This is a genomic window from Streptomyces sp. NBC_00454, from assembly GCF_041434015.1.
Classification (GTDB): domain Bacteria; phylum Actinomycetota; class Actinomycetes; order Streptomycetales; family Streptomycetaceae; genus Streptomyces.
Genome location: NZ_CP107907.1, coordinates 1,332,256 through 1,346,052, shown reverse-complemented (window position 1 = coordinate 1,346,052; position 13,797 = coordinate 1,332,256). Strand labels below are relative to the sequence as shown.

Annotated in this window: 13 protein-coding genes; 12 read left to right on the top strand and 1 reads right to left on the bottom strand. The window is 70.6% G+C overall.

Going from position 1 to position 13,797, the window contains the following annotated elements; genetic code table 11:
- The first annotated feature begins 22 nt into the window (after nucleotides 1–22).
- From OHU74_RS06230 to nusB, 6 genes are all read left to right on the top strand, one after another.
- On the top strand, nucleotides 23–505 hold the full coding sequence (locus OHU74_RS06230; protein ID WP_371619583.1) for a shikimate kinase: 483 nt from the start codon (nucleotides 23–25) through the stop codon (nucleotides 503–505).
- Complete coding sequence (aroB, locus tag OHU74_RS06225; RefSeq protein WP_371614971.1) at nucleotides 502–1,593, top strand: 3-dehydroquinate synthase; 1,092 nt, start codon at nucleotides 502–504, stop codon at nucleotides 1,591–1,593. Before OHU74_RS06230 ends, aroB begins: the two co-directional genes overlap by 4 nt.
- A gap of 95 nt (nucleotides 1,594–1,688) precedes the next feature.
- A complete protein-coding gene (locus tag OHU74_RS06220; protein ID WP_371614970.1) occupies nucleotides 1,689–2,450 on the top strand; it encodes an AAA family ATPase in 762 nt (253 codons plus the stop codon).
- A 117-nt stretch (nucleotides 2,451–2,567) separates the two neighbouring features.
- Nucleotides 2,568–3,677, top strand: a complete 1,110-nt coding sequence (locus tag OHU74_RS06215; protein WP_371614969.1) for an aminopeptidase P family protein — start codon at nucleotides 2,568–2,570, stop codon at nucleotides 3,675–3,677.
- A 59-nt stretch (nucleotides 3,678–3,736) separates the two neighbouring features.
- Nucleotides 3,737–4,303: an elongation factor P gene (gene efp / locus OHU74_RS06210; RefSeq protein WP_330295408.1), complete on the top strand. Its 567-nt coding sequence runs from the start codon at nucleotides 3,737–3,739 to the stop codon at nucleotides 4,301–4,303.
- A 2-nt stretch (nucleotides 4,304–4,305) separates the two neighbouring features.
- On the top strand, nucleotides 4,306–4,743 hold the full coding sequence (gene nusB, locus OHU74_RS06205) for a transcription antitermination factor NusB (RefSeq protein WP_330295407.1): 438 nt from the start codon (nucleotides 4,306–4,308) through the stop codon (nucleotides 4,741–4,743).
- A 172-nt stretch (nucleotides 4,744–4,915) separates the two neighbouring features.
- Here the strand turns inward: nusB and bldD are convergent, their stop codons facing one another.
- Nucleotides 4,916–5,416, bottom strand: coding sequence for a transcriptional regulator BldD (bldD, locus tag OHU74_RS06200; RefSeq protein WP_069929708.1), 501 nt, complete (start codon nucleotides 5,414–5,416; stop codon nucleotides 4,916–4,918).
- A 233-nt stretch (nucleotides 5,417–5,649) separates the two neighbouring features.
- Here bldD and pyrR point away from each other — a divergent pair, with 233 nt between their 5' ends.
- From pyrR to carB, 6 genes are all read left to right on the top strand, one after another.
- A complete protein-coding gene (gene pyrR / locus OHU74_RS06195) occupies nucleotides 5,650–6,240 on the top strand; it encodes a bifunctional pyr operon transcriptional regulator/uracil phosphoribosyltransferase PyrR (protein ID WP_371614968.1) in 591 nt (196 codons plus the stop codon).
- A 123-nt stretch (nucleotides 6,241–6,363) separates the two neighbouring features.
- Nucleotides 6,364–7,365: an aspartate carbamoyltransferase catalytic subunit gene (locus tag OHU74_RS06190; RefSeq protein WP_371614967.1), complete on the top strand. Its 1,002-nt coding sequence runs from the start codon at nucleotides 6,364–6,366 to the stop codon at nucleotides 7,363–7,365.
- Nucleotides 7,366–7,367: 2 nt separating this feature from the next.
- Complete coding sequence (locus OHU74_RS06185) at nucleotides 7,368–8,654, top strand: dihydroorotase (protein WP_371614966.1); 1,287 nt, start codon at nucleotides 7,368–7,370, stop codon at nucleotides 8,652–8,654.
- Nucleotides 8,651–9,244 (top strand): hypothetical protein, encoded by a 594-nt coding sequence (locus OHU74_RS06180; RefSeq protein WP_371614965.1) that lies wholly within the window; start codon nucleotides 8,651–8,653, stop codon nucleotides 9,242–9,244. The genes OHU74_RS06185 and OHU74_RS06180 overlap by 4 nt, the downstream gene beginning before the upstream one ends.
- Nucleotides 9,241–10,383 carry a glutamine-hydrolyzing carbamoyl-phosphate synthase small subunit gene (gene carA, locus OHU74_RS06175; protein WP_371614964.1) on the top strand — a complete coding sequence of 381 codons (1,143 nt, stop codon included), beginning with the start codon at nucleotides 9,241–9,243 and terminating at the stop codon, nucleotides 10,381–10,383. Before OHU74_RS06180 ends, carA begins: the two co-directional genes overlap by 4 nt.
- On the top strand, nucleotides 10,376–13,684 hold the full coding sequence (gene carB / locus OHU74_RS06170; protein WP_371614963.1) for a carbamoyl-phosphate synthase large subunit: 3,309 nt from the start codon (nucleotides 10,376–10,378) through the stop codon (nucleotides 13,682–13,684). The genes carA and carB overlap by 8 nt, the downstream gene beginning before the upstream one ends.
- Nucleotides 13,685–13,797 lie beyond the last annotated feature (113 nt).

Sequence of the window (13,797 nt, the reverse complement as noted above, 5' to 3'; positions counted from 1 at the left end):
CCTGGTCGTTCTCGTCGGCCCCATGGGGTCCGGCAAGTCCACGGTGGGCGAACTGCTCGCGCAGCGGCTCGGAGTCTCCTACCGGGACACCGACGCCGACATCGTGGCGGCGCAGGGCCGGGAGATCTCCGACATCTTCATCGACGAGGGCGAGCCGCACTTCCGTGAACTGGAGCGGGAGGCGGTCTCCGCCGCCCTCTCCGGGCACGACGGAGTGCTCGCCCTCGGCGGTGGCGCCATCCTCGACGACACGACGAGGGAGCTGCTGGCCGGCCGGCCCGTGGCCTATCTCTCGCTGGAGGTCGAGGAAGCCGTCCGGCGCGTGGGGCTCGGCGCCGCGCGCCCGCTCCTCGCCGTCAACCCGCGCCGCAAGTGGCGCGAGCTGATGGAGGCCCGGAGCCCCCTGTACACCGAAGTAGCGCGCGTCGTGGTGGCCACCGACGACCGCACCCCCGAAGAGGTCGCCGACGCGGTCCTCGACGCACTGGAGTTGAAGAACGCATGACAGACCAGGTGACGCGGATCCAGGTCGGCGCCAGCGCCGGGCACGACGCGTACGAGGTACTGGTCGGCAGCCAGCTGCTCGGCGAGCTGGGCTCCCTGATCGGTACCAAGGCCCAGCGGGTCGCCGTCATCCACCCGGAGGCCCTCGCGGCCACCGGTGAGGCGCTGCGCGACGACCTCGCCGCACAGGGCTACGAGGCCGTCGCCATCCAGGTTCCCAACGCCGAAGAGGCCAAGACGGTCGAGGTGGCGGCGTACTGCTGGAAGGCCCTCGGGCAGTCCGGCTTCACGCGCACCGACGTCATCGTCGGGGTCGGCGGGGGATCCACCACCGACCTCGCGGGCTTCGTCGCGGCCTCCTGGCTGCGCGGCGTCCGCTGGATCGCCGTACCGACCACCATCCTGGCCATGGTGGACGCGGCCGTCGGCGGCAAGACCGGCATCAACACCGCCGAGGGCAAGAACCTCGTCGGCGTCTTCCACCCGCCGGTCGGCGTGCTCTGCGACCTGGCGGCACTGGAATCGCTGCCGGTCAACGACTACGTCAGCGGTCTCGCCGAGGTCATCAAGGCCGGATTCATCTCCGACCCGGTGATCCTCGACCTGATCGAGGCGGACCCAGAGGGCGCGCGCACGCCCGCCGGCCCGCACACGGCCGAACTGATCTGCCGCTCCGTCCAGGTCAAGGCGGACGTGGTCTCCGCCGACCTCAAGGAGACGGGGCTGCGGGAGATCCTGAACTACGGGCACACCCTCGCGCACGCCATCGAGAAGAACGAGCGCTACAAGTGGCGCCACGGCGCGGCCGTCTCGGTCGGCATGGTCTTCGCGTCCGAGCTGGGCCGGCTCGCCGGCCGCCTCGACGACGTGACGGCCGACCGGCACCGGGCGATCCTCGCCTCGGTGGGGCTGCCGCTGACCTACCGGGGCGACCAGTGGCCCAAGCTGCTGGAGACCATGAAGCTGGACAAGAAGTCCCGCGGCGACCTGCTGCGTTTCGTCGTCCTGGACGGGCTGGCCAAGCCGACCGTTCTGGAGGGCCCGGACCCGGCCGTCCTGATGGCCGCTTTCGGCGAAGTGGCGGCCTGATCCGCCCGACGGCGTGACCGCGTGACCCTCCGGGCCTCCCGGGTCATATAACGTTCTCGCATCAGTCATGGCGGAACGGGACGGAGTGGCAGCGGATGCAGCACGGAGTGGGGGGCGGGGGCTGGGAGCCGCCGGGGGGTCAGCACCCGGCGGCGCCGTCGCGGCCGCCGGTACCCCCGGGACCGGGCTGGGCCGTGCCGCCCGTGCCCGCGGCACCGGCTCGGATGCCGATGCCCGTGCACGGGGTGCCGGAGGGGTCCACGGGGCACATTCCGCTCCCGCCCGCCGTCCCGGGCACGGGCGGCGCCACCCTCGCGGTCCTGCTCATCGGCCCCGCGGGCGCCGGCAAGACCACGGTGGCCCGCCACTGGGCGGGCACCCGGCCGGTCCCCACCGCGCACATCAGCCTGGACGACGTACGGGAATGGGTGTGCTCCGGCTTCGCGGACCCGCAGGCCGGCTGGAACGACCACTCCGAGGCCCAGTACCGCCTGGCCCGCCGCACCTGCGGGTTCGCGGCCCGCAACTTCCTGGCCAACGGCATCTCGTGCATCCTCGACGACGCCGTGTTCCCGGACCGCCCCGTGGTGGGCCTCGGCGGCTGGAAGCGCCACGTCGGGCCCGCGCTGCTGCCGGTGGTGCTGCTGCCCGGCCTGGAGATAGTCCTGGAGCGCAACGCCGCCCGCTCCGGAAACCGGCGGCTCTCGGACGAGGAAGTCGCCCGGATCCACGGGCGGATGGCGGGCTGGTACGGCTCCGGGCTGCCCATCATCGACAACTCCCACCTGGACATCGAGGGCACCGCCCGCGCCCTGGACGAGACCCTGGCCCGCGCCATCTCGGCTCCGGCCTACTGACCCGCGCCCCGACCCGCGCCCCGGGATCCGCCCCGACTCCGGCCCGGGCACGGGCCCGGCCCCCGTACGGCCGCGCTCACCAGGCCGGATGCGCGTGGCGCTCGTAGGCTCGGAAACATGTCAGACGTGTACGCGGCCCGCCGGGGCCTGCTTCGCGACCGCTGTGCGGCCGCCGGGAACGCCGCCGCACTCATCACGCGTCCGGCGAACGTGCGCTACCTCTCCGGGGCGTCACCGCTGGGCGCCGTACTGCTGCTCGGACCGGGCGGCGAGGACATGCTGTTCTGCGCCGGAGCTCCCAGCGGCGAGGCGGACGAAGGAAGACTGGACGAGAACCTGCCGGTCTCCGTGCTGGCGGGTCCGGGCGCGGATCCCGCCGTCGCCGCCGCCGACCTGGCCGCCTCCGGGCGGGCCGAATCCCTGGCCGTGGAGGAGCACCACCTCACGGTCGGCCGGCACCGCGCCCTGGGCTCCGTCGCGCCGGGGCTGCGGCTGTCCGATCTGGGGACCGCCGTCGAACAGCAGCGCCTCGTCAAGGACGAGGAGGAGATCGCCTGTCTGCGGATCGCCGCCGAGATCGCCGACCAGGCCCTCGGTGAACTGCTGGAATCGATCCTGGTGGGCCGCACCGAGCGGCACCTCGCCCTGGAGCTGGAGCGCCGCCTCGTGGACCACGGGGCCGACGGTCCGGCCTTCCCGACCTCCGTCGGCACCGGCCCGCACTCCGGCCGCTCCCGGCACCGCCCCTCCGACCGCCGGGTGGAGGAGGGGGACTTCCTCTCGGTCTGCCTGGGCGCCAACTACCGGGGCTACCGCTGCGAGATCGGCCGTACCTTCGTGATCGGCACCACCCCCGCGGACTGGCAGATCGAGCTCTACGACCTGGTCTTCGCCGCGCAGCGGGCCGGGCGGGAGGCCCTGAAGCCGGGGGCCGCGTACCGGGATGTGGATCACGCGGCCCGCTCCGTACTGGACTCCGCAGGTCACGGCGAGGCCCTCGCGGCGTGGATGGGACACGGAGTCGGCCTCGAAATCGACGAGGACCCGCAGCTTGCACCTACGGCCATGGGTAAACTGGACGCTTGCGTGCCGGTCACCGTCGAACCGGGGGTTCACCTCCCCGGCCGGGGAGGTGTCCGGATCGATGACACGCTCGTCGTGCGCCCCGAGGCGGACGGCGGTCCCGAGCTACTCACCATTACGACCAAGGAGCTGCTCGCGCTCTAGTCCGCCCCGGCGGACTGTGCGCGCACCCGTGGTCTTCCAGTGCAGGAGATTCCCAAACCGTGGCTTCCACGAACGACCTCAAGAACGGCATGGTGCTCAAGCTCGACGGTGGCCAGCTCTGGTCCGTCGTCGAGTTCCAGCACGTCAAGCCCGGCAAGGGCCCGGCCTTCGTGCGCACCAAGCTCAAGCACGTGCTCTCCGGCAAGGTCGTCGACAAGACGTTCAACGCCGGCACGAAGGTCGAGACGGCCACCATTGACCGCCGTGACATGCAGTTCTCGTACATGGACGGCGAGTACTTCGTCTTCATGGACATGAACACCTTCGACCAGCTGATGGTCGACCGCAAGGTCGTCGGCGACGCCGCCAACTTCCTGATCGAGGGCTTCACCGCCTCCGTCGCCCAGAACGAGGGCGCGGTGCTCTACGTCGAGCTGCCGACCTCCGTCGAGCTGGTCATCGAGCACACCGACCCGGGTGTCCAGGGCGACCGCTCCACCGGTGGTACCAAGCCCGCGAAGCTTGAGACCGGTTACGAGATGCAGGTCCCGCTCTTCGTCAACACCGGCGAGAAGGTCAAGGTCGACACCCGCAACGGCGACTACCTCGGCCGGGTGAACAGCTAACCGTGGCTGCCCGGAGCAACGCGCGCAAGCGCGCTTTCCAGATCCTGTTCGAGGCCGACCAGCGCGGGGTCTCCGTGCGCGAGGTCCTCGCGGACTGGATCCGCCACTCGCGGTCGGACACCGACCGCCAGCCCGCGGTGAACGAGTTCACCATGGAACTCGTCGAGGGGTACGCCGACAAGGTGAACCGCATCGACGATCTGATCGCCACCTACGCCGTGGACTGGGACCTCGACCGCATGCCGGTCGTGGACCGGAACATCGTGCGTCTCGGTGCCTACGAGCTGATCTGGGTGGATGGCACCCCGGACGCCGTGGCCATCGACGAGGCCGTCCAGCTGGCCAAGGAGTTCTCCACGGACGAGTCGCCCTCGTTCGTGAACGGGCTCCTCGGCCGCTTCAAGGACCTCAAGCCGAACCTGCGCCGCAGCGAGAGCTGATACGCGCGCCGGACCGGCGACAACGGCAGGGCCCGCAGCGCACGCGCGCTGCGGGCCCTGCCGTTTCTCCGTTCGACGGTACGAAAAAACCGGCGGGTGCCAGGAGCCTCTCAGCTCCCCGGCACCCGCCGGTAACGTTTCTGCTGGGCCTGGGCCCGGTACTACTGGCGGACTAGATGTCCTCGTGCGCCACGGCGCGACGCGCGTCCGCGTCCAGCACGCCCCAGCTGATCAGCTGTTCGGTCAGGACCGAGGGGGACTGGTCGTAGATGACGGCGAGGGTGCGCAGGTCGTCCTGGCGGATCGAGAGCACCTTGCCGTTGTAGTCGCCGCGCTGGCTCTGGATGGTCGCCGCGTAGCGCTGCAGCGGACCGGCCTTCTCCGCGGGTACGTGGGCCAGGCGCTCCAGGTCGAGGCGCAGCTTCGGCGGCGGCTCGGCCGCTCCACCGGGGGTCGTGCCCGGCAGCAGCTCCTGCACCGGCACCCCGTAGAAGTCCGCCAGCTCGGCAAGGCGCTGGACGGTCACGGCGCGGTCGCCGCGCTCGTAAGAACCGACCACCACGGCCTTCCACCGGCCCTGGGACTTCTCCTCGACACCATGGAGGGAAAGGCCCTGCTGGGTGCGGATGGCGCGGAGCTTGGCCCCGAGCTGTTTGGCGTATTCGCTGGACATAACGCTCCCGGACGCTGTGACAAGAGTGCGGCTCCGCCGCGCGGCTGGTAACTCACTGTGAGGTTACGCAGCGTTACTTGGATGCGTCAAGCCGAATGGTCACCAACGCCCACTTAAGAGGGGTCCTGGGCTGCCCCGATGCGGGATCGCGGGAATCCCCCTGGTACCTTGGAAGACGTACATCAGACGTCCTTTAAGGTCCGTCCCGTGAGGCGGAGAAGGAGGTCCTTTTCATGGACACCCAGCACGAACCGCTTTCCGATTCCGATGTCATGCGTCCCGTTCTCGACGCACAGGACATCGCACGGGTCCTGACCCGTATCGCCCACGAGATCGTCGAACGCGCCAAGGGCGCCGACGACGTGGTGCTCCTCGGCATTCCCACCCGCGGTGTGTACCTGGCCCGCCGGCTGGCGGCCAAGCTCGAAGAGATCACCGGTGCCAAGATCCCGGTCGGTTCCCTCGACATCACCATGTACCGCGACGACCTGCGGATGAAGCCGGCCCGCGCGATCGGCCGGACCGAGATCCCCGGCGACGACATCGACGGCCGCCTGGTCGTCCTCGTCGACGACGTCCTCTTCTCCGGACGCACCATCCGCGCCGCCCTCGACGCCCTCGGCGACCTCGGCCGCCCCCGCGCCGTGCAGCTCGCGGTCCTCGTCGACCGCGGCCACCGCGAGCTGCCGATCCGCGCCGACTACGTCGGCAAGAACCTCCCCACGTCGCTGCGGGAGAACGTGTCGGTCCAGCTCCAGGAGGAGGACGGCCGGGACGCCGTACTGCTCGGCCAGCGGACCGCCCGGACACCGGGCGGGCAGTAGCCCGTACGCGTGCCGGACCCCCGGGGGTCCGCGCCCGGGCCTGCCCTGCCCGCACCCCGGTCTGCCAGCCAGCCCGTCTGCCCTCCCCACAGCTCTGATCACACCGACGTACGGAGTACCCGGATGAAGCGCCACCTCATCTCGGCCGCCGACCTCACCCGCGACGACGCCGTCCTCATCCTCGACACCGCCGAGGAGATGGCCCGCGTCGCGGACCGGCCGATAAAGAAACTGCCCACCCTGCGCGGCCGCACCATCTGCAACCTCTTCTTCGAGGACTCGACCCGCACCCGGATCTCCTTCGAAGCCGCCGAGAAGCGCCTGTCGGCCGACGTCATCAACTTCGCGGCCAAGGGCTCCAGCGTCTCCAAGGGCGAGTCCCTCAAGGACACCGCCCAGACCCTGGAGGCCATGGGCGTCGACGCCGTGGTCATCCGGCACAGCGCCTCCGGCGCCCCCTACCGGCTCGCGACCTCCGGCTGGATCGACGCCCCCGTCATCAACGCCGGTGACGGCACCCACGAGCACCCCACCCAGGCCCTGCTCGACGCCTTCACCATGCGCCGCCGCCTCGTCGGCAAGGACGCCGGGCTCGGCAAGGACCTCAACGGCCGCCGGATCACCATCGTCGGCGACATCCTGCACAGCCGCGTGGCCCGTTCCAACGTCCACCTGCTGCACACCCTCGGCGCCGAGGTCACCCTGGTCGCCCCGCCCACCCTCGTGCCCGTCGGGGTCGAGGCCTGGCCGTGCGAGATCTCGTACAGCCTGGACGCGGTGCTGCCCAAGTCCGACGCCGTCATGATGCTGCGGGTGCAGCGCGAGCGGATGAACGCCGCCTTCTTCCCGACCGAGCGCGAGTACTCCCGCCGCTACGGCCTGGACGGCGCCCGCATGGCGCGGATGCCCGAGCACGCCGTCGTCATGCACCCCGGCCCGATGGTCCGCGGCATGGAGATCACCGCCGAGGTGGCCGACTCCGACCGGTGCACGGTCGTCGAGCAGGTCGCCAACGGGGTCTCGATCCGCATGGCCGTCCTGTACCTGCTGCTCGGAGGCTCCGAGCCCGCCGTCTCCACCAGCACCACCACCACCGCCGCCGCCCGTACCGAGGAGAAGAAGTAACCATGAGCAAGATCCTTATTCGTGGCGCGAAGGTGCTCGGCGGCGAGGCTCAGGACGTCCTGATCGACGGCGAGACCATCGCCGAGGTCGGCACCGGCCTGTCCGCGGAGGGCGCCACCGTCATCGAGGCCGAGGGCAAGATCCTCCTCCCGGGCCTCGTCGACCTCCACACCCACCTGCGCGAGCCCGGCCGCGAGGACTCCGAGACCGTCCTCACCGGCACCCGCGCCGCCGCCTCCGGCGGCTACACCGCCGTCTTCGCGATGGCCAACACCTTCCCCGTCGCCGACACCGCCGGCGTCGTCGAGCAGGTGTGGCGCCTGGGCAAGGAATCCGGCTACTGCGACGTGCAGCCCATCGGCGCCGTCACCGTCGGCCTGGAGGGCAAGCAGCTCTCCGAGCTGGGCGCCATGCACGAGTCCGCCGCCCGCGTCACCGTCTTCTCCGACGACGGCAAGTGCGTGGACGACGCCGTGATCATGCGCCGCGCCCTGGAGTACGTGAAGGCCTTCGGCGGAGTCGTCGCCCAGCACGCCCAGGAGCCCCGCCTCACCGAGGGCGCCCAGATGAACGAGGGCGTCGTCTCCGCCGAGCTGGGCCTGGGCGGCTGGCCCGCCGTCGCCGAGGAGTCGATCATCGCCCGCGACGTGCTCCTCGCCGAGCACGTCGGTTCCCGGGTGCACATCTGCCACCTCTCCACCGCCGGCTCCGTCGAGATCGTCCGCTGGGCCAAGTCCCGCGGCATCGACGTCACCGCCGAGGTCACCCCGCACCACCTGCTCCTCACCGACGAGCTCGTGCGCTCGTACAACCCCGTCTACAAGGTCAACCCGCCGCTGCGCACCGAGCGCGACGTGCTGGCCCTGCGCGAGGCGCTGGCCGACGGCACGATCGACATCGTCGCCACCGACCACGCCCCGCACCCGCACGAGGACAAGGACTGCGAGTGGGCCGCCGCCGCCATGGGCATGGTGGGCCTGGAGACCGCGCTCGCCGTCGTCCAGCAGACGATGGTGGAGACCGGACTGCTCGACTGGGCCGGCGTCGCCGAGCGGATGTCCTTCGCCCCGGCCCGCATCGGCAGCCTCCCGAATCACGGACGCCCCGTCTCGGCAGGTGAACCCGCGAACCTGACCTTGGTCGATACCTCGTACCGTGGTGTCGTGGACCCCGCACACTTCGCCTCCCGCAGCCGCAACACGCCTTACGAGGGCCGTGAGCTGCCGGGTCGCGTCACTCACACCTTCCTGCGGGGCCGGGCAACGGTCGTGGACGGGACGCTGGCGTGACACCTGCAGTAATCCAACTGGCCGCCGAGGCAGCCGAACGGCAGTCGGCGGAGGTGACGGACTGGGGCGCCCGCATCGCGTGGGTGCTCGGTCTGCTCGTCTTCATCGCGTTCGTGTACTGGCTGATGCGGCAGGGCTGGAAATGGCGCGGCACCCTGCAGAGCGATCTGCCGGAGCTGCCCGCCGCCCCCGGCGGCCTCCCCGAGCACCGGCTGGCCCTGACCGGCCGGTACCACGGGTCCACCACCGCCGGGCAGTGGCTCGACCGGATCGTCGCCCACGGTCTGGGCATCCGCAGCCGGGTCGAGCTCACGCTCACCGACGCGGGGCTCGACGTGGTCCGTCCGGGTGCCACCGACTTCTTCGTACCGGCCGCGCAACTGCGCGGCGCCCGCCTCGACAAGGGAATCGCGGGCAAGGTACTCACCGAGGGCGGTCTCCTCGTCGTCACATGGGCGCACGGCGACAGGCTGATCGACTCCGGATTCCGCTCCGACCGCGCGGCGGAACACGCCGCCTGGGTCGATGCGGTCAACGCGATGAACATGACGGAACACCCACTCACAACGACGGAAGGCGCCGAACGATGACGACCTCCACCAGGGGAGCAGCCAAAGCTCCCGCCGTACTCGTCCTGGAGGACGGCCGCATCTTCCGCGGCCGCGCCTACGGCGCTGTGGGGGAGACCTTCGGCGAGGCCGTGTTCTCCACCGGCATGACCGGCTACCAGGAGACCCTCACCGACCCGTCGTACCACCGGCAGGTCGTCGTGATGACCGCCCCGCACGTGGGCAACACCGGCGTCAACGACGAGGACCCCGAGTCCTCCCGCATCTGGGTCGCCGGATACGTCGTACGCGACCCCGCACGGGTCCCCTCCAACTGGCGCTCGCGGCGCTCGCTGGACGAGGAGCTCGTCAAGCAGGGCGTCGTCGGCATCTCCGGCATCGACACCCGGGCCCTGACCCGCCACCTGCGCGAGCGCGGCGCCATGCGCGTCGGCATCTTCTCCGGCGCCTCGATCGCCGACGACGCGACGCTGCTCGCCCGCGTCCAGGAAGCCCCGCAGATGAAGGGCGCGAACCTCTCCGCCGAGGTCGCCACCAAGGAGACGTACGTCGTCCCCGCCATCGGCGAGAAGAAGTTCACGGTCGCGGCCGTGGACCTCGGCATCAAGGGCATGACCCCGCACCGGATGGCCGAACGCGGCATCGAGGTCCACGTCCTGCCCGCCACCGCCACCGCCGAGGACATCTACGCGGTCAACCCGGACGGCGTGTTCTTCTCCAACGGCCCCGGCGACCCGGCCACCGCCGACCACGCGGTCTCCGTCATGCAGGGCGTCCTCGCCCGCAAGACCCCGCTCTTCGGCATCTGCTTCGGCAACCAGATCCTGGGCCGCGCGCTCGGCTTCGGCACCTACAAGCTGAAGTACGGCCACCGCGGCATCAACCAGCCGGTGCAGGACCGCACCACCGGCAAGGTCGAGATCACCGCGCACAACCACGGCTTCGCCGTGGACGCGCCCCTCGACAAGGTCTCGGACACCGCCTACGGGCGCGCCGAGGTCTCCCACGTCTGCCTGAACGACAACGTCGTGGAAGGCCTCCAGCTGCTCGACCAGCCGGCCTTCTCCGTCCAGTACCACCCCGAGGCGGCTGCCGGCCCGCACGACGCCGCGTACCTCTTCGACCGCTTCGTAAATCTGATGGAGGCCGAGCGTGCCTAAGCGCACCGATATCCAGTCCGTCCTGGTCATCGGCTCCGGCCCGATCGTCATCGGACAGGCCGCCGAGTTCGACTACTCCGGAACCCAGGCCTGCCGGATCCTCAAGGCCGAGGGCCTGCGGGTCATCCTGGTGAACTCCAACCCCGCCACGATCATGACCGACCCGGAGATCGCCGACGCCACGTACGTCGAGCCGATCACCCCCGAGTTCGTCGAGAAGATCATCGCGAAGGAGCGCCCCGACGCGCTGCTCCCGACCCTCGGCGGCCAGACCGCGCTCAACACCGCCATCTCCATGCACGAGCAGGGTGTGCTGGAGAAGTACGGCGTCGAGCTGATCGGCGCCAACGTCGAGGCCATCAACAAGGGCGAGGACCGCGAGCTCTTCAAGGGCGTGGTCGAGGCCGTCAAGGCGAAGATCGGCTACGGCGAGTCCGCCCGCTCGGTCATCTGCCACACGATGGACGACATCATCAAGGGCGTCGACACCCTCGGCGGCTACCCCGTCGTCGTGCGCCCCTCCTTCACCATGGGCGGCGCCGGCTCCGGCTTCGCCCACGACGAGGAAGAGCTGCGCCGCATCGCCGGCCAGGGCCTCATGCTCTCCCCGACCACCGAGGTGCTCCTGGAGGAGTCCATCCTCGGCTGGAAGGAGTACGAGCTGGAGCTGATGCGCGACACCAAGGACAACGTCGTCGTCGTCTGCTCCATCGAGAACTTCGACCCGATGGGCGTCCACACCGGTGACTCCATCACCGTCGCCCCGGCGATGACGCTCACCGACCGCGAGTACCAGCGGCTGCGCGACATCGGCATCGCGATCATCCGCGAGGTCGGCGTCGACACCGGCGGCTGCAACATCCAGTTCGCGATCGACCCGACCGACGGCCGGATCATCGTCATCGAGATGAACCCGCGCGTCTCGCGCTCCTCGGCGCTCGCGTCGAAGGCCACCGGCTTCCCGATCGCCAAGATCGCCGCCAAGCTGGCCATCGGCTACACCCTCGACGAGGTCCCCAACGACATCACCGAGAAGACGCCGGCCTCCTTCGAGCCGTCCCTCGACTACGTCGTCGTCAAGGCCCCGCGCTTCGCGTTCGAGAAGTTCCCGCTCGCCGACGCCACCCTCACCACCACCATGAAGTCGGTGGGCGAGGCCATGGCCATCGGCCGCAACTTCACCGAGGCCCTCCAGAAGGCCCTGCGCTCCCTGGAGAAGAAGGGCTCGCAGTTCACCTTCGTCGGCCCCACCGGCGACAAGGACGAGCTGCTCGCCATCGCGGTCCGCCCCACCGACGGCCGCATCAACACCGTCATGCAGGCCATCCGCGCCGGCGCCACCCAGGAAGAGGTCTTCGAGTCCACGAAGATCGACCCCTGGTTCGTCGACCAGCTCTTCCTCATCAAGGAGATCGCGGACGAGCTGGCCGCCGCGGACAAGCTCCACCCCGAGCTGCTCGCCGAGGCCAAGCGCCACGGCTTCTCCGACGCCCAGATCGCCGAGATCCGCGGCCTGCGCGAGGACGTCGTCCGCGAGGTGCGCCACGCGCTGGGCGTCCGCCCGGTGTACAAGACGGTCGACACCTGCGCCGCCGAGTTCGCCGCGAAGACCCCGTACTTCTACTCCTCGTACGACGAGGAGTCCGAGGTCGCCCCGCGCGAGAAGCCCGCGGTCATCATCCTGGGCTCCGGCCCGAACCGCATCGGCCAGGGCATCGAGTTCGACTACTCCTGCGTCCACGCCTCCTTCGCGCTCAGCGACGCCGGCTACGAGACCGTGATGGTCAACTGCAACCCGGAGACCGTCTCCACGGACTACGACACCTCCGACCGCCTGTACTTCGAGCCGCTGACGCTCGAGGACGTGCTGGAGATCGTCCACGCCGAGTCGCTCGCCGGCCCCATCGCCGGTGTCATCGTCCAGCTCGGCGGCCAGACCCCCCTGGGTCTCGCCCAGGCGCTCAAGGACAACGGCGTCCCCGTCGTCGGCACCCCGCCGGAGGCCATCCACGCCGCCGAGGACCGCGGAGCCTTCGGCCAGGTCCTCGCCGACGCCGGCCTGCCCGCCCCCAAGCACGGCACCGCCACCACCTTCGCGGGTGCCAAGGCCATCGCCGACGAGATCGGCTACCCCGTCCTCGTACGCCCCTCGTACGTGCTCGGCGGCCGCGGCATGGAGATCGTCTACGACGAGGACCGGCTGTCCTCGTACATCGCCGAATCCACCGAGATCTCCCCGACCCGCCCCGTGCTGGTCGACCGCTTCCTCGACGACGCGATCGAGATCGACGTCGACGCCCTCTACGACGGCACCGAGCTCTACCTCGGCGGCGTCATGGAGCACATCGAGGAAGCCGGCATCCACTCCGGCGACTCGGCCTGCGCCCTGCCCCCGATCACCCTCGGCGGCTACGACATCAAGCGCCTGCGCGCCTCCACCGAGGCGATCGCCAAGGGCGTCGGCGTCCGCGGCCTGATCAACATCCAGTTCGCGATGGCGGGTGACATCCTCTACGTCCTGGAAGCCAACCCGCGCGCCTCCCGGACCGTCCCCTTCACCTCGAAGGCGACCGCGGTCCCGCTCGCCAAGGCCGCCGCGCGCATCTCGCTCGGCACCACCATCGCCGAGCTCCGCGAAGAGGGCATGCTCCCCAGGAACGGCGACGGCGGCACCCTGCCGCTCGACGCGCCGATCTCCGTCAAGGAGGCCGTCATGCCGTGGTCGCGCTTCCGCGACATCCACGGCCGCGGCGTCGACACGGTCCTGGGCCCGGAGATGCGCTCCACCGGCGAGGTCATGGGCATCGACTCGGTCTTCGGCACGGCGTACGCCAAGTCGCAGGCCGGCGCCTACGGCCCGCTGCCCACCAAGGGCCGCTGCTTCATCTCGGTGGCCAACCGCGACAAGCGCTCGATGATCTTCCCGGCGCGCGAGCTCGTCGCCCACGGCTTCGAGCTGATGGCGACCTCGGGCACCGCGGAGGTGCTGCGCCGCAACGGCATCAACGCCACCGTCGTGCGCAAGCTCAGCGAGGGCGAGGGCCCGAACGGCGAGAAGACCGTCGTCCAGCTCATCCACGACGGCCAGGTCGACCTGATCGTCAACACCCCGTACGGCACCGGCGGCCGCCTCGACGGCTACGAGATCCGCACCGCCGCCGTGGCGCGCGGCGTCCCGTGCCTCACCACGGTCCAGGCGCTCGCCGCGGCCGTCCAGGGCATCGACGCGCTCAACCGCGGCGACGTGGGCGTCCGCTCGCTCCAGGAGCACGCGGAGCACCTGATCGCGGCCCGCGACTAGGTCCCCGCCAGGACCCACAGCCCGTACGGCCCGTAGAGGGGAGGGGGACACCGTCAAGCGCGATGCGCGACGGTCGTCCCCCTCTTCATGCCTCCCCGTCTTCCTGAGCGCAC